Below are 25,129 nucleotides of genomic sequence, written 5' to 3' on the forward strand. Positions count from 1 at the left end.
ACCCTTTCCTTAAGCCAAGTTTACTACCGCTGGGCGGCTGTCTTGCGGCACCGTCGGCGTTGTCTGACCAAACCAGGCAATCTGATGGTGCAAATCCACCACCTCGCCAATCACCAGCAGCGCCGGTGTCGGCGCTTGCCGTGCCAAATGTTCTAACTGTTGCAGCGTGCCAATTTGCACCTGCTGATCGTGTCGGGTACCGCGACTGATCACGGCAACAGGCGTCTGCGATGAACGACCATGCGCGATTAGCTGCTGCGAAATTTCCGCAGCCTTCATCGTTCCCATGTAAATCGCCAGCGTCTGACGGCCACGCGCCAGCGTTGACCAGTCCAACTCGTCGCCATCCGGGCGACAGTGTCCGGTAATAAAAAGTACGCTCTGCGCGTAGTCACGGTGCGTTAACGGGATTCCCGCATACGCCGTGACGCCCGCCGCAGCCGTCACGCCGGGCACCACCTGAAACGTGATGCCAGCCTGCGCCACCGCTTGCAGCTCTTCACCGCCGCGGCCAAAAATAAAGGGGTCACCGCCTTTCAGGCGCACGACCCGTTTTCCTTCCTGCGCCAGCTTCACCAGTAGCTGATTAATCTCATCCTGTGGCAACGAATGCGCGCTGGCGCGTTTGCCAACGCAGATACGTTCGGCGTCGCGGCGCACCAAATCCAGCACCTCGGGGCTGACCAGATGGTCATACAGCACCACGTCCGCCTGCTGCATCACCTGTAACCCACGCAGTGTCAGCAGTCCGGCATCGCCGGGGCCTGCGCCAACCAGTGCGACTTCACCGCGTGCGGCCGCTGGCTGCTGCTGTTCCTCTTGCTGATGCACCAGCTGCTGTTGCAATTCCTCTTCAGCCTGTGCCAGTTGACCTGCGGACACCAGCGACGCAAAGCGTCCGACAAACAGCCGCTCCCAAAAGCGACGGCGTGCCGGCATCGAATGCAGTCGGGTTTTAATTCTGTCGCGCCAGCTTCCGGCGATGTCCGCCATCGTGCCCAGGCTAGCGGGCAGTAAGGATTCCAGCTTTTCACGCAGCAGACGCGCCAGCACCGGTGCCTGTCCACCCGAGGAAATGGCCACCACCAGCGGAGAGCGATCGACAATCGAGGGGAAAATAAACGAGCACTTCGGCTGATCGTCCACCACGTTCACCAGCAAATGACGCTGATTCGCCGCCTCAAATACCGCGGCATTCAGCTCGGCGTCGTCCGTGGCCGCAATCACCAAAAACACGCCGGATAACAGTTCCGGTGTAAAAGAGTGCGCCAGCCATTCCACCTGCCCGGCCTGATGCTGCGCCGCCAACGGTTCCGCCAGCGCCTGCGCGACAATTTTTATCTCCGCACCCGCGCGTTGCAGCAGATCGATTTTGCGCGTAGCAACCTCGCCGCCGCCAACAACCAGTACCGGACGCTGACGAAGATCGGCAAATAAAGGGAGATAGTTCACAGTCGCCTTAACTAAGCAAAAAAATAGATAATGCGACTATACGGTGCGGACAGAACACTTATGAAATGCCGAATTGGAATGACAAGTTCCGTAATGGAATAACAGTAAAATAAATCCGACTACTCACACATCCTCGTCAGCTATCGACCTTACACCGACATTTGTTCAAAAGAGTTTATGACGCATGTCAAAGTTGCGGACAGTTTGCCGATTTTTGATATTTGCTTTTCCAGATTCATTGCAACATGCCAGTAGCCCCGCGGGTAGCAAAAAGCCATTAACGAGAAGAGGTTCACACGATTCGTTCAAGCGTTGACTGAACAGAATGGATCAAGATTCCTCGTGGTATGGACGCGAATCTGTTGTGGTCATGCCACGACAAACGTCAAGCCAAATTAGCTTATTAATAGAAGAGGATTGCGCGTATGGAACAATCAACACTCGAGCTCAACGCCCCGGCACGCCCTATTACTGACTTTGATGCACAATATGGGATCTTTGCCTCTCTGGACGATGCCGTCTCTGCCGCAACGCACGCGCAAAAGCGGCTGGATAACGTCATTGTGCGGCAAAACGTTATTGCGGCCATCCGTCAGGCTGGCGAACGCTATGCGCAGGTTCTGGCCGAAATGGCCGTGGAAGAAACCGGCATGGGGCGCGTGGCGGATAAATATGCCAAAAATGTTTCACAGGCACGTAGTACGCCCGGAACCGAGAGCCTGTCGGCAAAAGTCGTAACAGGGGACAACGGCCTCACGCTGATTGAAAACGCACCATGGGGCGTCGTGGCATCCGTCACGCCGTCAACCAATCCGGCCGCCACCGTTATCAATAACACCATAAGTATGATTGCCGCAGGCAACAGTATCGTTTTTGCTCCACATCCCTCGGCAAAGAAAGTATCGCTCTACACGATCAGCCTGTTGAATAAAGCCATTGTTGCCGCAGGTGGCCCAGAGAACCTGTTAGTGACGGTGGCTGAGCCTAATATTGAAACTGCACAGCGGCTATTCCGGCACCCCGGTATCAGCCTGCTGGTTGTTACCGGCGGCGAAGCCGTCGTGGAAGCAGCCCGCAAACATACAGACAAACGTTTGATTGCTGCTGGTGCGGGAAATCCACCGGTAGTTGTTGATGAGACGGCAAATATCGAACGTGCCGCACGTGATATTGTTCGTGGCGCATCGTTTGATAACAACATTATCTGTGTCGATGAGAAAGTGGCAATCGTGGTCAACAGCATCGCCGATGAGTTATTGTCGGAAATGCAATACCACCAGGCTGTATTACTCACTCGCCAACAAACCGAGCAACTTCAGTCATTGTTACTCACCGATATTGATGAGCATGGGAACGGTCGTCCACATCGCGATTGGGTAGGACGCGACGCGGCAAAAATTGCGGCAGCCATTGGCCTGGATGTTAGCGAACACACTCGCCTGCTACTGGCGGAAACGGACGCGAATCACCCGTTCGCCGTAACCGAAATGATGATGCCGGTTCTGCCCATTGTTCGTGTGCGGGATGTAGAGGAAGCCATCGAGCTTGCCATCCATCTGGAAGGCGGACGTCGTCATACCGCCGCCATGCACTCGACAAATATTAATAACCTGCACAAGATGGCGAATGCGATCAACACCAGCATCTTTGTGAAAAATGGCCCCTGTATTGCGGGATTAGGATTGGGCGGCGAAGGGTGTACGTCGATGACCATTTCCACGCCGACGGGCGAAGGTGTGACATCTGCACGCACTTTTGTGCGAATTCGACGCTGTGTGATGGTTGATATGTTCAGGATCGTTTAATTTTATCAGAACCATACCCTAAATAATTCGAGTTGCCGCGGCCCTTAAGGGCGAGGCCCACGATAGGCCGAGTATTTAAAGGCAGCCAACGCACAAGCAGCTTGAAGTATGACGGGTATACAGCCATCGCCGTGAATAACAGGCAGGAGCGCGTTATAGCGACGATGGCTTGCAAACATGCTGGGTATCACAATGTTGGATGTCACCATAGAGTAAAGCTTTTTCTGGGAGGAAAATGCCTATGAGAACCGAGAATACCCCACCACTGCATCAGCTTGATGCCAGGGTCACTCCTCCAGAAAAACGATTGTCTTCTCAGGAGCAGTACATCCATCAGTATTCCACACAGGATGTTTATGCCCAGTCCTGTACGATCACAGCCTGGCAGCAGTTGTACGATCAGGTTTCACCCGGCCATTTCCGCGGCGAACTTCAGGAATTGCTGTTAGATGGCATTCAGCTTTGTCACGAATACACGAACCTCGCGCTCCGCCAATCTTGTATGGTATGGCCCGGTTCATTCTGGTTCGGCGTCCCTTCGACACAAGAGAGTATGGGATTTATTGATGCCCAACCGCTGGATGAATACAGCATCGCGGTTAGCCCCGGCGGCAAAGAGTTTGAATTAAGCACACCCGACGAGTTTTCCATTTTGGGCGTTGTTATCTCACACGATGTGCTTAATCAGTATATTGGCGCACTTAGCGATCCAGAATGGCTGACTCAGAGGTTGAATCAGGGCGCAACGCTGCAAATAGAACACGACAAAAAAGCCACGCTGTGTTCATTTATTCGTCAGGCTCTCTGGTATAGCTGCCATTTTCCCCACGTGATGAAAACACGTAATGCAGAAAAAGTGCTGAAACATAACCTACTGACTACGCTCATTTCCTTTCTGGAAAACGTTCAATCGCCCTCTGAATATGCGCAAAGTCATCACCATCGCAAATTGATTTCTTTTGTACGTGAGTATGTGTTGAGCCAGACATCAGAGCCTGTCACCGTGCTCGATCTCTGCCGCCAGTTACACGTCAGTCGCCGAACATTACAGAACGCCTTCCACAACGTGGTAGGCATTGGTCCCAATGCCTGGCTAAAAATCATCCGTCTCAACGCGGTTCGTCGCGAACTCATCAGCCCAATATCGCCGCAGCGTACGGTTCAAGATGCCGCCATGCAATGGGGATTCTGGCACCTGGGCCAGTTTGCCAGAGATTATCAAAAGCTCTTTAACGAGAAGCCATCGTTAACGCTACGACGGCGCTTACAACACTAGCTACTTATCTTTTCTCTATCCGTATAACGAGTCTTTCTGTGATGCCATCCAGCATCACAAGGTCAAACTCGTCTTAATTTTTCGCCGTCGCCTCACAAGAGGCATGTTTCATCGTCAGCTTATTGATATGTGAAATACAAACAGGAGTCAGTTATGAAAGCAGTTGTCGCCGGTAAAGGTGGAAAAGCCGAAATTATTGAAAAAGCATTACGCGAACCCGGACACGGCGAAGCGTTGCTCGCCATGGAATACTGCGGTGTCTGTCATACGGATCTACACGTCAAAAATGGCGATTATGGTGATAAAACGGGGGTCATTCTCGGCCATGAAGGCATTGGCATCGTTAAAGCCATTGGGCCCGGTGTCACCTCACTCAAACCGGGCGATCGTGCCAGCGTGGCCTGGTTCTATCAAGGATGTGGATACTGTGAATACTGTGTCGGCGGCAATGAAACGCTATGCCGTGGCGTCAAAAATGCCGGTTATACCGTCGATGGCGGTATGGCTGAGGAATGTATTGTCGTCGCAGATTATGCGGTCAAGGTTCCCGATGGATTGGATCCGGCTGCGGCCAGCAGTATTACCTGCGCGGGTGTAACAACCTACAAAGCGGTCAAAGTTTCCACCGTTAAACCCGGCCAGTGGATTGTTATTTATGGCCTCGGCGGGTTAGGGAATCTGGCATTGCAATACGCAAAAAATGTCTTTAACGCCAACGTTATCGCCGTGGATGTTAACGATGCACAACTGGCCTTTGCAAAAGAGATGGGTGCAGATTTAGTCATCAACCCAGCGAAAGAAAACGCGGCGGATATTATTCAGGAAAAAGTGGGCGGTGCGCATGCTGCCGTCGTCACTGCCGTCGCGCGGGCGGCGTTTAATTCTGCCATTGATGCGGTACGCGCTGGTGCGCGGGTGGTTGCCATCGGCCTGCCTCCCGAAAGCATGGATCTGTACATTCCGCGTCTGGTGCTCGATGGCATTCAGGTCATCGGTTCACTGGTAGGGACACGTCAGGATTTACAGGAAGCGTTCCAGTTTGCTCAGGAAGGGAAAGTCGTCCCTAAAGTGACGCTACGCCCAATGACCGACGTCAACGCCATTTTTGAAGAAATGGAGCAAGGAAAAATCAAAGGCCGGATGGTCATTGATTTACGTAGCAGTAGCCTGGCGGCGTTAAATCACAGTTAACCCAGCTCTCAATAACTTACATTCAGGGCAGTGCATTGGCGCATCCAACTATGCATAACCCATTTTATGCATAACCCATTTGCTGTATGTGACCGCGATTCAGGGCGCGCAGCACAACCCTTAACCCCAGAAGTAAAAAACCGGGCGATGCCCGGTTTTCTGTTTTACCCTTCGTGCAGCCCGCATTCGCGTTTCAGGCCGAAGAAACGAGTTTCTTCTTCGGCCATACCCGGCTCCCATTTGCGGGTGGTGTGCGTATCGCCAACTGACAGATAGCCCTGTTCCCACAGCGGGTGGTAGCTCAGGCCGTTTTCTTTCAGGTACTGGTACACCGTTCGGTTATCCCAGTCGATAATCGGCAGGAATTTGAAGACGCCGCGCTGAATCGCCAGCACCGGTAATTCGCCCCGACTACCGGACTGCTCACGACGCAGGCCAGCAAACCATGTTTTCGCCTTTAACTCGCTCAGCGCCCGATTCATCGGCTCGACTTTATTCAGCAGGTTGTAGCGCTCAATGCCTTCCACACCCTGCTCCCACAGCTTGCCGTAGCGCGCCTCTTGCCAGGCCGGGGATTCCGCAGCGCGATACACTTGCAGATTCAGCGTCAACTGTTCCGTCAGTGCATCAATAAACTGATAGGTTTCAGGAAACAGATAGCCCGTATCCGTGAGGATAACCGGAATATCCGGCCGCTGTTGCGTCACCAGATGCAGCGATACCGCCGCCTGAATACCGAAACTGGACGACAACACATAGTCGCCCGGCAGATTCTCCAGCGCCCAGCTCACTCTTTCCTGCGCCGATAGCTGTTCAAGCTGACCATTCACGACAGTCAATTCTGCCGCCTGTTCCGCTTTCGGTAACGCGTTGAGCGCCTCAAGATTAAATTCGGCCATCAGGCTCTCCTGTCAGTCATAAAAATCGCGAGCGGGATCCAGCACCGGTTTAATGATGTTGGTACGAATCACGAAATCCCCAAAGCCTTCATTCCGCTGGCGATCTTGCGCCCACAGCCCGATAAGCCGATCCATTTCTGCAAGGATCTCGGTTTCATTAATGTTCTCGCGATACATACGCGGAATGCGTGTCCCCTCGCGATTCCCACCAAGGTGCAGGTTATAACGCCCCACCGCTTTGCCCACCAGACCGATTTCCGCCAGCATCGCGCGGCCGCAGCCGTTCGGGCAACCCGTCACGCGCAGAACAATGTGCTCATCGCCCACACCGTGCTGCTGCATGATGTCTTCCACTTTCGTGACAAACTCTGGCAGGAAACGCTCGGCTTCCGCCATCGCCAGCGGACAGGTCGGGAACGACACACAGGCCATCGAATTCTTGCGCTGCTCGCTGACGCCGTCATCAATCAGGCCGTGCTCACGCGCCAGCGCATCAATCTTCGCTTTACTACGCGCAGGAACGCCCGCGATGATCAAATTCTGGTTCGCCGTTAAGCGGAAATCCCCTTTGTGGATCTTGGCAATTTCAGCCAGACCGGTTTTCAGCGGACGGCCCGGATAATCCAGAACACGACCGTTTTCGATAAACAGCGTCAGATGCCATTTATTGTCGATGCCTTTTACCCAGCCGATGCGATCGCCACGTCCGGTGAATTCATAAGGGCGCACCGCTTCAAATTTCACACCGGCACGCGCTTCTACTTCCTGTTTGAAGTTGTCTACACCTACGCGCTCCAGCGTGTATTTGGTTTTCGCGTTTTTACGGTTGGTCCGGTTACCCCAATCGCGCTGCGTGGTCACCACCGCTTCCGCGATTGCCAGCGTATGTTCAATGGAAATGTAGCCCAGCTCACTGGCGGTACGCGGGTAAGTTTCTTTGTCGCCGTGCGCGATAGAGAGCCCGCCGCCCACCAGCACGTTGAAGCCCACCAGACGGCCGTTATCGGCAATCGCAACGAAGTTGAGATCGTTCGCATGCAGATCGATATCATTCTGCGGCGGGATCACGACCGTGGTTTTGAACTTACGCGGCAGATACGTTGAACCTAAAATCGGTTCTTCATCCGTCGTGGCGACTTTCTCCTGATCCATCCAGATCTCAGCATAGGCACGCGTGCGCGGCAGCAGATGCTCAGAAATCTTTTTCGCCCACTCATACGCCTGCTGATGCAGTTCGGATTCTATCGGGTTGGACGTACACAGCACGTTACGGTTCATGTCATTCGCCGTCGCCAGCGCGTCCAGCCCGATGCTATTCAGCATCTGGTGTACCGGTTTCACGTTCGATTTGAGAATACCGTGATACTGGAACGTCTGGCGGTTCGTGATGCGAATGCTGCCGTAGATCGTATTTTCAGTCGCAAATTTGTCTATCCGCAGCCACTGCTCTGGCGTCATCACGCCACCGGGCAGACGGCAGCGCAGCAGCATCGCATGGCGCGGCTCCAGTTTCTGCTCGGCACGTTCGGCGCGAATATCGCGGTCATCCTGCTGATACATACCGTGGAAGCGGATCAGCAGAAAGTTATCGCCCCTGAAGCCACCGGTCAGACCATCGTTCAGGTCTTCAGCAATCGTACCGCGCAGAAAGTTACTTTCTGTCTTCATGCGCTCTGCGTCAGCGAGTTTCCCTTCTACGACCAAGGGACCGGGGTGTTTTTCACTGAAAACGTATTTTTCACTCATTAGTACACATCTCGCTGATAACGGCGCTCAAGGCGCAGATCGCTTAAAAACTCATCGGCCTGTTCACTGTCCATGCCGCCATGCTCAACTATCACGTCCAGCAGTGCCCGCTCGACGTCTTTCGCCATACGGTTGGCATCCCCACACACGTACAGGTGCGCGCCATCCTGAATCCAGCGCCAGACTTCCGCGCCTTTTTCCCGCAGTTTGTCCTGCACGTAAACTTTATGCGCCTGATCGCGCGACCAGGCCAGATCGATGTTGGTCAGCAGGCCATCTTTGACGTAGCGCTGCCATTCAACCTGATACAGAAAATCTTCCGTAAAGTGTGGATTACCAAAGAACAGCCAGTTTTTCCCCTCGGCCCCATCGGCATCACGTTGCTGCATAAAGGCGCGGAACGGCGCGATTCCGGTGCCCGGCCCGATCATGATGACCGGTGCGTCGGAATTCGCAGGCAGACGGAAGTTATCGTTATGTTCTATGAAGACGCGGATTTCATCGTCCTCACTCAGCCTGTCGGCCAGATAGCTGGAAGCACCACCGGCGCGCTCGCGGCCTTCGTATTCGTAGCGCACCACACCAACGGTGATGTGCACTTCGCTTTCGACTTCCGCCTGCGAGGAGGCAATAGAATAAAGACGCGGCGTCAGCGGACGCAGCAGACCCAGCAGTTGTTCCGCCGTCAGCTCAGTCGGCGCTTGTCGCACCATATCCACCAGCGGTGTGCGCTGTGCGAACTGTTGAAGCGCAGGCTTATCGGCCAGCAGCGACAACAGCGTTTCATTACGCGACAGTGCTGCATATTTCTCGACAATCGGTGCCGTGTTCTGCGTCAGCTCAAAGTGGCTTTTCAGCGCCTGCGATAATGGCAGCGTCTTGCCGTCAACGCTGACGGACTCGTCGCCTTTCAGCCACAGCAGTTCCAACAATTCCTGAATCAGCGCAGGATCGTTATCGAACCACACGCCCAGCGCATCTCCCGGCTGATAACGCAAACCGGAATCGCCCAGATCGATCTCGATATGGCGAACATCCTTTTCGGAGTTACGCCCGGTCACTTTCTGGTTTACGGCAAACGTGGCATGCAGCGGTGAGGATTTGCTGTACGGGCTGCTGGTAATTTCATCCAGTGCACCCTGAGCGGCAATCTGCGCGACGGCTTCGCCTTGAACCGGCACCCGCGCCTGCAAAATATCAACCAGTTGGCGTCGCCACTGTTCGGCAAGCCCCTGATAATCGACATCAGCATCCACGCGATCCAGCAGGCGTTCAGCGCCTAATTCAGCCAGACGACTATCGAAATCTTTACCCGCCTTGCTGAAGAATTCGTAAGAGGTATCACCCAGACCAAACACGGCAAACGCGGTGTCTTTCATCTCCGGGGCTTTTTTGGACAGCAGGAACTTGTGCAGCGCGACGGCTTCTTCCGGCGGCTCCCCTTCCCCCTGCGTCGAGGCCACAATCAGCAGCAGTTTTTCCTGCCCGATTTGCTTGAATTTGTAATCGCCCGCATTGACCAGATTGACGGACAGCTTGGCTGCCAGCAGATCGTCACGCAGCTGTTCCGCCACCCGACGTGCATTGCCGGTCTGTGAGGCGGAAATCAGCGTAATCGTTTGTACTGGCACCGTGATTGCGGATACTGTCGTTGCCGTGGCGGCGATCGCCCCCGGCTGCACATTCCCTGGCTGCTGTACTAAACCCCAGAAATAGCCGGATAGCCAGGCCAGCTGCGTCGATGAGAAATCACCGGTTGCCGCCTGTAAACGCGTTAATTGCTCCACACTCAGCGGAAGCAATGAAGTGGGGGAAACCGGAGTAGTCATTGTGATTTCTGTTTCCTTGTGCCTGTGCTGTTAGCCAACGACGCTAATACAAAAACATGCAATAAAAAGATGGATGGAGGATAAGGGTAACGATCTGCATCTTAACAATTAAAGAAATGATGGAAATATTAAATAACCAAAATGACTAAATGGTTTTTCTGATAGTCCTTATTGCTTAAAGTGTTATGCCTGATAGCACGTGCGCTTCATGCCTGTTGCGGGAAAAATGTCGGTAGGATGTGGTGAGGAAGAAGGGCTGCTATGCAGCCCTCTGTGCAGACGATACTCGCTAAATTTTCAGGACCTTCATGCCGAAATCGTCAGGATGAACGATGTTTTCGAGCTTACCGACCTGCTGCAAGTCGCCATTAGAAACGACACTGCTGATATTGGTATCAGGAAAACGCAGGTTCTTGGTGAGATGCACCACGATAGGCTTACCCTTTTTATCAATATCCATCACCCACCCGAGGAAGCCTCCCGAATATTTCGCCAGACTGCCGATGGGATAGAGGCCGTAAATCTGCACGTATTTGACCAACACCGCCTTATCATAGGCCGCGTTAGCCTCATAGATTTTACGATAGGCGGCCAATGGCGTGCGGGGAGAAACACCATTACGCGCATGCCTGAGCTTATTAATCGCCTTAATCACAGAGACCAATCGGACTAACGGCGACAATTGTTCGGCGCGTTTGCCTTGCGGATAGCCGCTGCCGTCCAAACGCTCGTTGGCATTCTCAATCACATCGCGACAGGTGGGGGTTATCGACCAGCCGAGCTCACGTAACTTCGCGCACAGCACTTCCACATGACCGCTCAGGATCGCTTTCTGCGCCGGATTCATGTTGACCTTCAGCGACGGAAGACGGGCGTTAACCAGCAGCGGTTTACCCATCGTGTGCAGTAACGCGCCTAACACCGCCTCACGCACATGGGGATCGTGCGGATCGGCAATTAACAGCATGTCGGCCAATTTCCCCGCGACCTGTACCGCATGCCTAACCCAGTCCGCCTCATCGCGCAGGAACGACAGCGCATACAGAAAAGCCTTTCTCTCTTTTTTGACCATATACAGCAAGGTATCGACACAGTCATAAAAGATCTCAACCGGCAGTTGATTGCGCGTTTTGATGTACATAAGCCCAATCTGAAGCCGATGGGCAACTTCCATGACGCCCCGTTCCATGGGCGTCTGGCGGGTACGTTTCTCACGTTCCTGGCTTTCTCGCAGCAACAGATTTTTCTCCTTGGTGCCCGGAATGAACAACGGGGACGAATACACCATGCTGCCAGTTATGCCGGTTCGGTATGCCGCCTCTCTTTCCGACTCATTCGTATAATGAAGCAGGGCTTCAGACTGAGATGAAGACAAATGGATAAATTGGATGCCAACGGCCGCATAGCCATTATTTCCAAAGGGGCGTATATGGCGAATTTTTCCCTCGGCATAAAAGCTTTCTCCGTTAGGGAATTCAAGCGTAATGCCGGGGATATCTTGGCCCACTTCAATCGCAATACTCTCAACCAGATCGATTTCGACCAGACATCCACCGGTCGATAAATTACGCAGCGTTCCGGGCACATTCAGCGTGTGTAGATAAACTTCAATGCGAGCACGAGCCTGCATGCCAAGAATAAAGGGAATACGAATCGCCCCCCTGTTTTCAGTGACAAAAACAGATTCTGGCAAGCGACATTCCAGGCGATAAAACATACTGTCCGTCTTGAATAATTGGGTAGAAATATTACACAGACTGTAGGTTTCTCGTTCGATGTTATCCGTGCCCTTGAGCGCCTCCAGATCAAAATTCAAACCACCATCGGCAAGATATCTGTCGATATCCGAGCCAGAGTATTCCACATCTAACACGATACGGTTTTTATCCGGATTCAATTCCGCAACGTCTGCCTTTAATGCATATAGCATATCCTTGGCATAGATAGACATCACATAGGGATGTTGCAGTAATGCGCTAATCACTTTAGCGGGAGGAGGAGAAAAGTGTTCCACGATAAGATCTACCTATTAACGCGATGGTGATATACCCCAAAACCCAAAAAGGATTTCTCTTTTAATAGAAACAAATTTTTACACGAGATTAAATTTTTCACACACATTAAACACGGTAGAAAAACACTTATTCTTACTGAGTCAAACATTCCCCAGATTTAATTTATGCGTTCTTCTTCACTCCAGTACCATGACGAAACGACGAGCTTTATGTCGTTTATCATCCTAACAAGGATGTCATAAAGTCTCAACGGTCACACACACCGATCAAATTGGCTTAAATTTAAACAAAAACAACTTAACAGCCAATTAAACAAAAAATAGCAATATAAAAACTCATATAAATTAATAAATATGGAATAAAAAACCACCAACAACATAGATTTAAACGATCATTATTTTTCATTCAATAGACAAACACTATCAAATGGGGATTATTGATCATTTTAAACAATTTCCAAATATTCCAAATTGCTGTGTAGAATCCAGACGAGTAACGCTATGGAATGCCTATTTCTATGGAGAGGGTGAGTAATCAGTAAAATGAATACAACAACATTGAATATCGATGGAAAAATTCTTAGGCTGACCGCCGAGTTTCAGCCTATTATCCATCTCCCTCAAAATAAAATATTCCGCTATGAAGCCCTCGCCAGGTTTTATAACTCGGAAGGCGTTTTAACATCGACTCAGCAGACCATAGATAAAATTGAGGAATGTAAAGCAATCGATAAAGTGACAGACTTTATGTTTGATGTGGTCTGTCAGGTAATAAAAAACAAAAGTAGCATGACAATATCATTCAACCTGTCACATTTACTTTTTAATAATTCCGCCTATCTGGAAACGTTATACCAAAAATGCCTCATGCATGAGGTTAACCCGAAGAATATAGAAATAGAGATCAGTGAAAAAACGACCCGGCAGCAGCTAATAGATGGGATACCCTTTTTAAATCAGGCCAAGAAATATGGCTTTATGATTTCATTAGATGATTTCGGCGCAGGAAATCTACAAATAGACAGCCTGAGCTTGTTTGACTTCGATACCATAAAAATCGATCGCTCTATTATCGATGGCATCGGGAAAGAAGAGACCAAATCACAAAAACTCAAGGTCTTATTGAACAAACTCATTCCTCTTGGCGTAAACATTATCTGTGAAGGCGTTGAGAAGGCGACTGATTTGAATCGGTTAAATAAATATCACCCCATTGGGATTCAAGGATATATCTTCTATCGGCCACTCACATTCAGCCAATTAAGGCTGCTGGAAGGCTTTTAGCTAGCATCCTCGATTTTTCTGTCCTGCCTCTCGTGGGTTAACGCATCATAGTCAATCCGCGATACCCACTCCCACAATAAATGTCTCGCCAACAATGCTTTAGACGCTCGCGATTAGCGAACAGGCTCACATTTCTGGCGTTCACTCAGGGAATTTCTCCTTTGCGATAACACATCAATGCGATACTCACGCCAGTGGCAACGGGAGAAAAATGATGTGGCAACGACGCGCGCTGGAACTCAATACGCAGGATATTTGGCACTGGCAACAGGTCATCTCGGTCGTCGATTACGCCCGTGAACAGGGTTTCAATACGCTGGTGCTGGGCGCGGCGGATTTGCTGGATAAGCTAGTAACGCCGGAAGCCTACAATAACGCGCGTTTTGACGATCGCATCAGCAGCCAGCAGCGTTCACGCTGTGTTTACCTGAATCAGGTCGCGGCGCACTGCCGTGAACAGGGACTAGCGCTATATCTGCAATGCAAAGAGCTGTCGTTTCCCACAGATTTACTGCTCCATCACCCGGAATTGCTGGACGACAAACATAGCCTCCGCATGGATACCGATTTTTGGTGCGACTACCTTGCCGCCAAAGTCGAACTGCTGATGCAGCAGATCCCGCGGCTGAGCGGCCTGCTGCTGGCGATCTCCAACAGCGATAGCCTGCTGCGCTTTTCCGCCCCTTCCGGCGATGCGATCAACGGCGTCGTTCCCGTTACCACGCTCTGGCCGACCCACGCCGACAGCGAACAAATCTACCACCGCCTATTTTCCGCCGTCGCCCGCGTGATGCACTACCACCAGCGCCATCTGGTATTACGTGCGTTTCCCGCCAGCCATCAGGATATCGGTAATGTGCTGAACGCCATTCGTACTCTGCCAGAATCCGTCTCCGTCGCCATCAAAGTCACACCGGAACGCTTCTGGCCGGAGTTTCCCAATAACCCCGCACTGCTGGGCGTCAGCGGGCGTGAAGTCTGGGTTGAGTTGGATCTGGCTGGCGAAGAAGTCGGCTGGGGCAATCTCCCCTTCCTGCGCTACACCGAAGTTCAGGGGCGTCTGCTATGGTGTCGGGAGAAAAATCCCGCGATTGTCAGCGCGCTGTGCCGCATCAGTTGGGAAGGGGTGGATAATCACAGCGTGATCGGCACACTGAGCGAATTTACGCTGTTTGCCTGTTCCCGACTGCTGACTAACCAGACCGCAGCGGCAAACGAAAGCACGCTGTTCGCACAGTGGCTAATGGCGCGCTACCAATGGCAGCCGGACGATACGGTGCTGCACACGATGCTCGCCTTGTTGGATCAGGCTCATCAGGCCATTTCCCTGTCGCTGTACGCACGCCACCACGTTTTCCATCGCCACAGTCTGCTGCCGACCAGCTTTGGTCAGGCGATCTGGAGCCTGTACGGTCAGCTCAATCGCAACCACTGGCTACCGGGTTCCGGTCAGGATATTACGTTCGATCCGCAGCATGCAGAGCTGGCTTCGCAGAATCTCTATCACATTGCGAAAGAGAAAGATGCCGCCTGGCAGCTGGCGGAACAGTGCCAGCAGGCCGCACTGCAATTCTCCCGCGAACACGCGATGCCAGAAGCGCTTAACGTGCGCTGGCAGCAGGAATGGCGCGGTCTGACGCTGTATTGCCGCGCCTTTGTTCACGCGCAGAAAGCCTTCTTTACGCTGCACTACTGCAAACAAGTGGAGAACAACTGGACGCTGCGGGAAATCGCCAAAACCAATATTCAGGCGCTATACGGGATTGGGCATGAAATGGAGGATTTCTGCCTGCAACACCGGGATTACCCGGTGAGCCTACATGTGATGTTTGATGCCGGGCGTCCACGCGCGTTAGCCGATAGCCTGCAACAGCAGTTGGCTGAACTCACGTAACGCACCGGCAGTTACTACACGATCTTAATCAATAACGATCTTAGTCAGTCGCTTGCTAGCGAATAACCCGCTTCAGGATGCGATCGCCAGAGTTGCTGAAGTTTTTCGCCGATTCTTCCACGCTCTTTTTGCCATAGTCGAGCTGTTCGATGGTTTGCAGGATCAGGCTGGCCAGCTGTGGATCTTCAAGATACGAGGACACGGGCGTTTGCATCGGTTTTTCCAGCGCCATCGAGAGCCCGGCAACCGACAAATCGTTCATATCCAGCTTCTGCTTTTCTTCCAGCGCTTGTCTGGCGATACGGCTGAGCGGAATGCCGCGCTCGGTGCCCATCAGCAGCGCGCCTTCAGGATCGTTCATCAGATAATTCAACAACAGCGCCGCTTCTTTCGGGTGCTTGGTATTTTTGCTGATGGCAAACAGCATTGACGGTTTGAAGAACTGCCCGGAGTTATCCGATCCCGGCGTCATGATGTATGGCCCTAATTCGAGCTTACTGGGTGCCGCCAGCGGATCGGCGTATTTCTTCACAACCGAAATCCACAGGTGTGCCCCACCGTATTCCCCGTTAATCCAGGGGCGTGTTTCATACATCCCGACCTTGCCGAACGCGTTGTAATACTTCGAAGACGGCATCACATGCTCGTCGATCAAACGCTTATAGAAACGAAACGCCTCGATCCACTGCGCCTCGCTGTAGTTAAAGCGTTTGTTCTTTTCATCGATCATGCCGATCTGGTACTTCTGCGTCATGTAATAGTTAATCAGTTCCAGCATGCCTTCACCGCTGTCCTGTGCAGGTGAAGCAATGGGGAAATAGTTATCGCCCAGTTTCTCTTTAAACACCTTGCCCGCATGGAACAGCTCATCCCAGGTGGTCGGATAGGCCAGTTCGGCCTTCTTCCAGGTTTCCGTGTTGTAGTACATCACCAGCGCATTCAACGAGGTGGAAATCGCATTCACCTTACCGTCAATCGTCGCGGGTTTCAGTGCATCTTCGGGGAAATCCTGTAATTTCAGCGTATCGGTCAGCTTATTCAGGTCATAAAAGCCGGTGCCAGTCTTGGAAAAAATCGGCAGCCAGTTCCAGTTAACCTGCATGACATCCGGTTCTTCGCCGCTGGCGATCTGCGTCGTCAGGCGGGATAGGTGCCCGTCCCAACCGGTATATTCTGGTTTCACGCTGATGTGCGGATACTTTTTCTGAAATGCTTCCAGCGCACTCAAGGTCGCCTGATGGCGGCTGTTTCCTCCCCACCAGGAGAGGCGTAATTCCACAGGTTCAGCAGCCTGCGCGAACGAACAGAGCGCAGAGAAGGCGATGGCAATCAGTCCAGGTAATCTCATTTTTCCCCCAACGACATTATTATTGTGTTTGTGCGTGTGTCTGGCGTACTGGTGTGGCGTATGGATGAGAAAGCAGGTCGGGTACATAGCCGTGAATCAAACCATTTCTCGACCCTGACAAGATAGGCAGAACCCTTTTTATCGCGCTAGTCATCACGGCGGGAAAACGTCTGATTTGCGGGGCTGACGGAAGAAATGCTGATGGCTGCACCGCGTTAGCGGGCGTTTCAACCACGCGGTGTAAGCCCAATGTGACGCGGCAGGGAGGTGCCTCACATCATTAACCGACGCACCACACCAAAAAGAGATTTAATTCACAAATAAGAAACACAAAAACAACAAAACTACGCCATGTGCGCGGCGAAAGAGAAAAAACGGCGTAAAAGTGTGATGAAACACACACTGCATAACGCGCCGCATCGCCCTCTTCGTTATGCCTTTCACATTCTCTGATGCCGCGCGCCGCGCGCTGTGAAGCCCGCTCCAACCTCCGCAGATTTAACCACCACAGGCACAGCCAAAGGCCAGCAAACGTGCTGCAATCGGAGCAGGCTCGATCAGATAGGATAAAGCGATGAAGCACTCTATTCAGTCATACTCCCCCGCCGCCGACGGCATCACGCCGGATACCGCTATCTTTCAGCAGGCTATCGATCGGATTGCGGCACAGGGCGGCGGTACCCTGACGGTGGAACCGGGGCGCTATCTGTTAGGGGGATTACTGCTGCCTTCCAATTTTTGTCTGCAATTGGAGGCGGGGGCTGAGTTAATCGTCAGCGGTGACTATGAACAGTTTGCGCAGGCCACCACGATCAGCATGGCCGAACTGTCGCACCGGGCGTTTCTTTATGCTTACCAGCAGAGCAATATCACGATCTGCGGTCAGGGTAAGATTATGGGAAATGCCGACGCCTATTTCTCGGCGGAGCCCGACGATCAAGGCTATCGTCTGCCTGCACAACATCGCCCGCGTATTGTGGTCTTTGAGGATTGCGAACACGTCCGCCTGTGTGATTTTACGATTGAACACGCGCCGATGTGGACCGTGCATCTGGTCAGCTGTCGCCAAATCATCGTCGAACGTCTGACGATTGATAACGATCTGAGCATGGCAAATACCGATGCGCTGGATCTCGACAGCTGCCAGCAGGTGCAAATCAGCAATTGCTCGCTGAGCGCCGCCGACGATGCGCTGTGCATCAAAACCACTAATAAGCCGCCCCATCTGCAACGTAAGGTGCAGCAGGTCGTCGTCAGCAATTGCTTGTTACGATCCAAGAGCTGCGCCCTGAAGATCGGCACCGAAACCTTTGCCGATATTGAAGATATTTCCGTCAGCAACTGCGCCATTTACGATACCAACCGTGCGATCGGCCTGATCTCGCGCGATGGCGGCACGTTCCGACGCCTACAGTTCAGCAATATCACATTCCAGTGCGTCGCCGCGCATCCGTGCCACTGGGGCAAGGCCGATCCGATCTTTATCTCCGTGCGCTATCGCGATCCCGCCATCGAACCGGGCCGGATCGAAGCGGTACAATTTTCTCAGATCGCGGGGATCAGCGAGGGAGCGATTAACCTGCACAGCACCCCTGCAGGCTACATTCGTGATGTCCATTTCCATGCCGTGCATCTCGAACAGCGGCAGAGCGACTCACCGGAACAAGGCATGTACGATGTGCGTCCGCCCTGCAATCCAGAACGCCCGACGGGTATGGGGCTGGACAATGCCTATCGGGTCGATCCCACAACGGGACGTGCATTCGGCGTTGAGCACTACCCTGGCGGCATCCCCGCGCTCTTTGCCCGTGGCGTCCTGAACCTGACCACCAGCCACATGACGATCCACCGTCCCGATCCGCTGCCTTCCGGCTGGCATCATGCCGCGATCGTGCAGTTGGAAGAATAAGCACTTTCGGGTAGTATGCGACGGTTTTTTGCATACTATGTTCTGAGAGCTCCTTTTTCAGAACGAAACCGGGAACATCGCTATGGTCACTACACTCTTTAAAGATTTTCAGTTTGAAGCCGCGCATCATCTGCCTCACGTACCAGACGGCCACAAATGCGGGCGGCTGCATGGGCACTCTTTCATGGTGAGACTGGAAATTACCGGTGAAGTGGATCCGTATACCGGCTGGGTGATGGATTTCTCTGAGCTGAAAGCCGCGTTTAAACCTACATGGGAACGGTTGGATCATCACTATCTGAATGAGATCCCCGGTCTGGAAAACCCAACTAGCGAAGTGCTGGCACACTGGATCTGGCACCAGTTGAAGCCGACATTACCGCTGCTCAGCGCCGTGATGGTGAAAGAAACCTGCACCGCTGGCTGCGTCTATAAAGGCGAGTAATAAAGCAGTGGTGGTGCTGTAGTCTGGCGTGAGCATCCCTCTCTCACGCCGCTACGATCGGCCGCTATTATCAGTAAATGAATATCAGGCGATATTCAGGTATTTATGTGTCTGCATAGACAGCCGCCAGTTGCGGGCGATACAGGTCTCGATACACAACTTGGTCGCATCGTCTTTCTGGCTGATCGGCTGTAGCGCTACGATGCGCGGCTTATCATCATCAAGCCGTGCCAGTAGCGCATCCAGCGCTTCAATGTCACGCTCACGCGCCACCGGATGTTTTATTTCATCCGCCCGTTGCAGCGCCTGATCGAGCACTTTCATACCGCCGCGCATATTCACTTTCGGCGATACCGTCACCCAGGTTTTTGGCGAACAGCGCACCTCATGAGTGCCGCTGGTTTCGATCTGGCAGCTGAAGCCCTGCTTTTCCAGCTGTAGCGTCAGCGGTGCCAAATCGTGGATGCAGGGTTCACCACCGGTGATCACAATGTGGCGTGCCGTGTAGCCTTGCTGCACCATCAGCGCCAGAATGTCGTCCGCGCTTGCCGCGCCCCAGGCATCGCTCTCTTCCGTTTTTACCAGCACCTGATCCAATGAGGTTTCCCGCTCTGCCAGTTTGTCCCAGGTATGTTTGGTATCGCACCAGCTACAGCCGACCGGGCAGCCTTGCAGGCGCACAAACACCGCCGGCACACCGGTAAAATAGCCTTCGCCCTGTAACGTCTGGAACATTTCATTAATCGGGTACTGCATGGTTTTCACTGTCTCGTTCACTTAAAAATGCATTATACCCTAAATCATTCGCGTTGCAGGACGTCAGCAATGCGCGGGCAAATCTGGCTGGAGCACACGACATCAGGGACAGTTGAGTAATTTGGCCGGTGCGTCAATAATCAATCTGTTGTTACAACTTCACCTGCTTTCATACGTTTCATTATTAACAAGGATAAGAATCAATGAAGTTATTGAAACCTCTCGCCCTATTACTCGTCTCCTGTGCCTTTGTGCCTGCATTTACTCAGGCGCAGGATATCGCGCAGATTAAAACCCAGCCGGGCTATTACCGCATGATGCTGGGCCAGTTCGAAATTACCGCGCTGTCTGACGGCACCAATACCATGCCGATGGATAAACTGTTACAGCGCACCCCGCCGGAAAAAATCACCGAACTGCTGGCAGAAAAAGCGCTGACACCGCAGGTGGAAACCTCTATCAACGCCTATCTGGTCAATACCGGCAAACACCTGATTCTAATCGACACGGGCAACGGTAAACAGAGCAATCCTACGGTCGGAAAAGTGCTGCCGAACCTGATTGCAGCGGGCTACAAACCTGAGCAGGTCGATACCGTGTTGATGACTCACCTGCACGGCGACCATTTTGGCGGTCTGGTGCAGGACAATAAGCTGAATTACCCAAATGCCACCGTATATGTCAGCCAGCCAGAAACCGATTTTTGGCTCAGCCCGGATAATCTGAAGAGTGCGCCAGAGAACAGAAAGGCCGCGTTCCAACGCGTGCAAAGTACCTTTGATGTTGTTCGCAAAGAGAACAAGCTGAAAACGTTCCCGGCTCAGCAAACAACACTCCTGCCCGGCATTACCGCCATTCCGAGTCCGGGACATACACCGGGGCACACATCTTTTCTGATTGAGAGCGAAGGCAAAAAGCTGCTGGCGTGGGGAGACATCATTCATGCGGAAGCGGTACAGATGAGCTTACCGACCACCACCATCAGCTTTGACTCCAATATGGATCAGGCGACGGAATCCCGTAATAAAGCGCTGGCTGACGCCGCCAGTCAGGGTTACTGGGTTGCGGGTGCTCACCTGCCCTTCCCCGGCATCGGCCATGTGGGTACGCGTCTGGAACGCAACGGCACCACCAACGGCTACCGCTGGCTTCCAGCGAACTACAGTGTGGCAGGACTAAAGAACTAGGTATCAGAGTGGAATCCATTACCTTGATTACTGGCGGTTCGCGCGGCATTGGCCGCGCAACCGCGTGCTATCTGGCCGGAAAAGGCCACAAGATTTGCATCGGCTACCGCACCCAGCAGGACAGTGCGAATAGCGCTCTCGAAGAGATTCGCGCAAGTGGCGGAACGGCCATCGCCGTTCAGGTCGATATCGCCGATGAAGAGCAGGTTATCGAGCTTTTTAAGCGGACGGATAAAGAACTTGGCTGCCTCACGGGTCTGGTGAATAACGCCGCGATGCTTAAACCTCAAGCCACCATTGAACAGCTTGATGCCGTGCGGCTTAACGACATTTTTGTGACCAACACGGTGGGCAGTTTTCTCTGTGCTCGGGAAGCGGTCAAACGTATGGCGTTCCGTCATGGCGGAAAAGGCGGGGCTATCGTCAACGTGTCATCCGCCGCAGCCCGGCTGGGTTCACCGCATGAATATATTGATTATGCGGCATCAAAAGGCGCGCTTGATACGCTGACGATTGGCTTATCGCTGGAAGTCGCCGATCAGGGCATTCGAGTTAACGCCGTGCGTCCCGGTTTTATTTATACCGATATGCATGCTGACGGCGGCGAACCGGCACGGGTCGATCGCATCAAGCATTCACTGCCGATGAAGCGAGGTGGTCACCCGATGGAGGTCGCACAAGCGATAGGCTGGCTGTTATCGGATGAGGCGTCCTATGTCACGGGGAATTTTATCGATCTGGCGGGTGGGAAATGAAACATCCCTCTTATCGTCACTAGCTTCTTATGCACAAACTCTGCGAATTATTATGGGTTTTGTCGTTATCCAGCGTAAAAATTATGCAGCGGTGGGCGTGACCGCCGAGTGAGCGGCATGGATGCCGCGAAAGTCAGTGCCGCGTCGGGAACGCGTCACTGACGGCTCGAATTGCGGTCATGAACACCGATGGCACCGCGCAGCGGCATAATTTAGCAGGAAGCCAGGGTTCACAGGGTGGCGGCGACTGAGCCTCCCTGTGTCGGGCGCGTATACGGTATCGCATATGAATAGCGGCGGTATCGCGCACGAAACGAGCCTCTTAGCCAGCATAACCGATATGACTAAGAGGCAACGCTCACGTTACCCCGTTACAGATATACCCGCAGATATTCCGCCAGACACAGGATCGCCATTGCCTGACCGTACGGCATGGAGGTCAGCGCGATATTGCGGTAGAAATCCAGATCGTTGCCCATCGCCGTGCCGAATGACACCTGTGTCAGTTCGCCGTCCTGATTGACGTGATTAATCACGCCGCGAATCGCTTTCTCCGCCACCTCAGCGTAGCTCGGGTCGACGTAGCGCTTACGCACCGCTTTTAAAATACCGTAGGCAAAACCGGCGGTTGCCGAGCTTTCAAGGTACGAATTCGGATCGTCGATCAGCGTGTGCCACAGGCCGCTGTCATCCTGATATTTCGCCAATGCTTCAATCTGGCTTTCCAGCACCTGCAACAGGAAGCGGCGCGTCGCGTTGTTTTCTGGCAGATCCAGCAGTTCGATAAATTCAGGAATAACAATTGTCAGCCAGCTGTTACCACGCGCCCAGCGTGCTTTGGCGTAGTTGTGCTGCCCCTCGAACGTCCAGCCGTGGAACCACAGGCCGCTTTCGCGATCCATCAGATATTGCACATGCAGCAGGAACTGATACGTGGCCTCTTCCACAAACTCCGGCCGGTTTAACAGCTTCCCGATTTTCGCCAGCGGCAGCACGCTCATCATCAGCGTGTCGTCCCATAGCTGCTGGTGGTTTTCATTGTTATAAACAATGTGCTGCAAGCCCTGCTTGTCCGTGCGCGGCATTTCGTACATCACCCACTCCGCCCAGCGCTCCAGATACGGCAACCAGCGCGCATCGCCCGTTTCTTCATAGCGATAAGCCAGCGTCAGGAACGGGCACACGGTGTTCACGTTCTTCGTCGGCGTACCTTCCGCCAGACGCTCGGTAAACCAGTCGTCGATGATGGCACGCATCTGCTCGTCGCCCGTCTGCTGGTAATACTGATAAATCCCGTACAGCCCGATGCCGTGCGTCCATTCCCATCCCGCCCAGCCTTTGGTATCAATTACCCGACCATCGTCCAGCCGTAACAAGAACTCACCGGTTTTATCCTCAATATTCACCAGATTGTCGGTGATACGGCAAATCAGCGCCTTCAGATCCTCACGGGAGATGAAGCGTTCTGGCTGACGTAAAAGCGGGCTATGTTTTACACTGAATACGGTCATAGTCATTCATCCAATTGAGTTATCAGTTAACAGTTCAATACAGTTACGGCTGCGTGGCGTGCGTGACCGGCTTGTCGCCTTTATGGCGGTTCAGGTAGCCGATGTTGTTATTGCCCCACAGCGATTCATACGGCATACCAGCCAGCATTTCGACCGTTGCCCGCGCCTGCGGCGTAATCTTCTCCGGCACAGGACGCCCGGCTTCACGCATTTTCAGCGTCTCTTCCCGCAGCACGCTGTGCGTTTGCAGGTTGAGTTTAAAGCGCAGAGAAACCAGGAAGCCCAGCGCCAGCACGCCGACGGTGCCGAAGCTCAAAATCATCAGAATGGTGTGGCTAACGCCCGGTGCCTGTACGCTCTGGCCGGACACAAAGCCGGAGAGCTGTAACACAACGCCTACCAGCATCACCGCACCGGCCTGAGAGGCTTTACGAGTCAGCGTCATAATCCCAGCGAAGATCCCTTCGCGACGCTGCGCAGTGATCACCTCATCCACATCCGCGATGTAAGTGTAGGTGTTCCACGGCACGTAGTTGATCCCGCCGCGCCCGATACCAGCCAGCGCAGAAATCAACAGCAGCAGAGAGAAGGTGTCGTGCAGGCCGCTGTACCACAAGACGGCGTAGGAAAGCGCACTCACGCCAAACAGGCACACGACCAAACGATAAGACGGAGCCGGTCCAAAACGGATACACAGCGGAATCATGCCGATCACCGCAATGAATTGCAGAATCGCCATCGTTCCCATCAGGTTAGACGCCATCGTCGGGCTTTGCATCAGCACAAAGACCACGTAATAGGTGAACACGGCGTTAAACACGTCCTGCGCGATATACCCGCCCAGATACATCCCAAGATGCTGACGGAAAATGCGAATACGCAACGTGGAAACCAGTTCGACGTTCAACCGTTTCAGGCTTTGGCCTAACGTCAGAGACTGGCGCTCTTTCTCCGCCCGCAGCGATGCTTCCGACATCTGATCGCGCGGCCGTTCCCAGGTAAAGAAATAGACCAGCGTCAGCACCAGCGCACAGATAACGGAGAACACCAGACTCGAATAGAAGAAGGAAATAGCGTTGTCTTTACCAAAGTAACCCAGCAGGATGCCTGGCAGGAACGCGGCCAAAATCGCAGACAGCTGCGCCAGCGCGATGCGAGCGCCGGAGAATTTGGTCTTCTGTTTGAAATCGTCGGTCATTTCCGGCACCAGCGTTTCATACGGCACCAGCACCATCGTATAGACGATATCAAACAGCAGGTACGTCAGCAGATAGTACCAATAGCTCATATCCCCGACCCACATGAAGCTGTAGCTGAACACGAAGGGAATACCGAGCAGAATAAAGAACTTGCGGCGGCCAAAGCGTTTGCCCAGCCAGGTTGAACCGAAGTTATCAGTCAGGAAGCCCATCAGCGGGCTGACGACGGCATCAAGCACACGCGCCATCGCAAAAATAAACGTTGCCTCAATCGGCGTTAAGCCACAGAACGTGGTGTAAAAATAGAGTAACCAAGCGGCCGTCAGCGCCGTTGTACCAGCACCAAGAAAGTCCCCTGAACCGTAGGCTAAATAGTTAGCCAAACCGATCTTACGCGTTTTCATCGCCATCCTTCCCCGAACATTTTTAATTATGAAGGTGTCACGCTGATACGGTAGCGCCCGGCGATCGTGAAAACCTTTGCGCTTTTGCCACCACGCGCCCCACGCTGGCAGCACAGGGAAGATTGGTGCGATCCGCTTCAAAGATTTTATAAAAAGCCATTTTAACTGAACGAAACCAGCAGTTCGTTTATGGCGATCACAGGATAGAAGATAAGAAGCCAACAG

General features: G+C 53.0%; 18 protein-coding genes. 9 read left to right on the forward strand and 9 right to left on the reverse strand.

The features are described 5' to 3' along the window. Positions 1-9: 9 nt before the first annotated feature. Complete coding sequence (cysG, locus tag NXT09_RS06560; protein ID WP_268579205.1) at positions 10-1,452, reverse strand: siroheme synthase CysG; 1,443 nt, start codon at positions 1,450-1,452, stop codon at positions 10-12. A gap of 425 nt (positions 1,453-1,877) precedes the next feature. Here cysG and NXT09_RS06565 point away from each other — a divergent pair, with 425 nt between their 5' ends. The 3 genes from NXT09_RS06565 (at position 1,878) to adhP (ending at position 5,724) form a co-directional block, all read left to right on the forward strand. Continuing rightward, positions 1,878-3,257 carry an aldehyde dehydrogenase family protein gene (locus NXT09_RS06565; protein WP_268579206.1) on the forward strand — a complete coding sequence of 460 codons (1,380 nt, stop codon included), beginning with the start codon at positions 1,878-1,880 and terminating at the stop codon, positions 3,255-3,257. Between the two features lie 241 nt (positions 3,258-3,498). Further along, positions 3,499-4,533, forward strand: coding sequence for an HTH-type transcriptional regulator EutR (eutR, locus tag NXT09_RS06570; protein ID WP_268579207.1), 1,035 nt, complete (start codon positions 3,499-3,501; stop codon positions 4,531-4,533). 153 nt (positions 4,534-4,686) lie between these two features. Next, positions 4,687-5,724, forward strand: a complete 1,038-nt coding sequence (adhP, locus tag NXT09_RS06575) for an alcohol dehydrogenase AdhP (protein ID WP_268579208.1) — start codon at positions 4,687-4,689, stop codon at positions 5,722-5,724. Between the two features lie 164 nt (positions 5,725-5,888). Here the strand turns inward: adhP and NXT09_RS06580 are convergent, their stop codons facing one another. The 4 genes from NXT09_RS06580 to NXT09_RS06595 all read right to left on the reverse strand — a co-directional run bounded on the left by NXT09_RS06580 (position 5,889) and on the right by NXT09_RS06595 (position 12,212). Then, complete coding sequence (locus NXT09_RS06580) at positions 5,889-6,623, reverse strand: phosphoadenylyl-sulfate reductase (RefSeq protein WP_268579209.1); 735 nt, start codon at positions 6,621-6,623, stop codon at positions 5,889-5,891. Between the two features lie 12 nt (positions 6,624-6,635). Further along, positions 6,636-8,369: an assimilatory sulfite reductase (NADPH) hemoprotein subunit gene (gene cysI / locus NXT09_RS06585; RefSeq protein ID WP_205551403.1), complete on the reverse strand. Its 1,734-nt coding sequence runs from the start codon at positions 8,367-8,369 to the stop codon at positions 6,636-6,638. Then, positions 8,369-10,198 (reverse strand): NADPH-dependent assimilatory sulfite reductase flavoprotein subunit, encoded by a 1,830-nt coding sequence (cysJ, locus tag NXT09_RS06590; RefSeq protein WP_268579210.1) that lies wholly within the window; start codon positions 10,196-10,198, stop codon positions 8,369-8,371. Before cysJ ends, cysI begins: the two co-directional genes overlap by 1 nt. 289 nt (positions 10,199-10,487) lie before the next feature. Next, positions 10,488-12,212 carry a PilZ domain-containing protein gene (locus tag NXT09_RS06595; protein WP_268579211.1) on the reverse strand — a complete coding sequence of 575 codons (1,725 nt, stop codon included), beginning with the start codon at positions 12,210-12,212 and terminating at the stop codon, positions 10,488-10,490. Between the two features lie 543 nt (positions 12,213-12,755). On the opposite strand from NXT09_RS06595, the gene NXT09_RS06600 reads away from it, so the two are divergent. Beyond that, complete coding sequence (locus NXT09_RS06600; protein WP_268579212.1) at positions 12,756-13,496, forward strand: EAL domain-containing protein; 741 nt, start codon at positions 12,756-12,758, stop codon at positions 13,494-13,496. 214 nt (positions 13,497-13,710) lie between these two features. Beyond that, the gene (locus NXT09_RS06605; protein ID WP_268579406.1) at positions 13,711-15,390 is read left to right on the forward strand and encodes a hypothetical protein; all 1,680 of its coding nucleotides are present in this window, start codon (positions 13,711-13,713) and stop codon (positions 15,388-15,390) included. Positions 15,391-15,445: 55 nt separating this feature from the next. On the opposite strand, the gene NXT09_RS06610 is transcribed toward NXT09_RS06605, so the two are convergent. Then, positions 15,446-16,738 (reverse strand): ABC transporter substrate-binding protein, encoded by a 1,293-nt coding sequence (locus NXT09_RS06610; RefSeq protein WP_268579213.1) that lies wholly within the window; start codon positions 16,736-16,738, stop codon positions 15,446-15,448. Positions 16,739-17,312: 574 nt separating this feature from the next. Here NXT09_RS06610 and NXT09_RS06615 point away from each other — a divergent pair. After that, positions 17,313-18,647 carry a glycoside hydrolase family 28 protein gene (locus tag NXT09_RS06615; protein ID WP_268579214.1) on the forward strand — a complete coding sequence of 445 codons (1,335 nt, stop codon included), beginning with the start codon at positions 17,313-17,315 and terminating at the stop codon, positions 18,645-18,647. 82 nt (positions 18,648-18,729) lie between these two features. After that, entirely contained in the window at positions 18,730-19,092 is a 363-nt protein-coding gene (gene queD / locus NXT09_RS06620; RefSeq protein ID WP_010309068.1) for a 6-carboxytetrahydropterin synthase QueD, read from the forward strand. 84 nt (positions 19,093-19,176) lie between these two features. On the opposite strand, the gene queE is transcribed toward queD, so the two are convergent. Continuing rightward, the gene (queE, locus tag NXT09_RS06625; RefSeq protein WP_095701958.1) at positions 19,177-19,848 is read right to left on the reverse strand and encodes a 7-carboxy-7-deazaguanine synthase QueE; all 672 of its coding nucleotides are present in this window, start codon (positions 19,846-19,848) and stop codon (positions 19,177-19,179) included. Between the two features lie 203 nt (positions 19,849-20,051). Between queE and NXT09_RS06630 the strand changes: the two genes are divergently transcribed. Beyond that, on the forward strand, positions 20,052-21,035 hold the full coding sequence (locus NXT09_RS06630; protein WP_268579215.1) for an MBL fold metallo-hydrolase: 984 nt from the start codon (positions 20,052-20,054) through the stop codon (positions 21,033-21,035). 8 nt (positions 21,036-21,043) lie between these two features. Beyond that, positions 21,044-21,790, forward strand: coding sequence for an SDR family oxidoreductase (locus tag NXT09_RS06635; RefSeq protein WP_268579216.1), 747 nt, complete (start codon positions 21,044-21,046; stop codon positions 21,788-21,790). Positions 21,791-22,161: 371 nt separating this feature from the next. Here NXT09_RS06635 and bglB read toward each other — a convergent pair whose 3' ends face one another. Then, positions 22,162-23,301, reverse strand: coding sequence for a beta-galactosidase BglB (gene bglB, locus NXT09_RS06640; RefSeq protein ID WP_205551418.1), 1,140 nt, complete (start codon positions 23,299-23,301; stop codon positions 22,162-22,164). A 43-nt stretch (positions 23,302-23,344) separates the two neighbouring features. Beyond that, positions 23,345-24,904 carry an MFS transporter gene (locus NXT09_RS06645; protein ID WP_039530748.1) on the reverse strand — a complete coding sequence of 520 codons (1,560 nt, stop codon included), beginning with the start codon at positions 24,902-24,904 and terminating at the stop codon, positions 23,345-23,347. Between the last annotated feature and the right edge of the window lie 225 nt (positions 24,905-25,129).

It is taken from the genome of Pectobacterium jejuense (genome assembly GCF_026800125.1).
In the GTDB taxonomy this organism is placed as follows: Bacteria; Pseudomonadota; Gammaproteobacteria; order Enterobacterales; family Enterobacteriaceae; genus Pectobacterium; species Pectobacterium jejuense.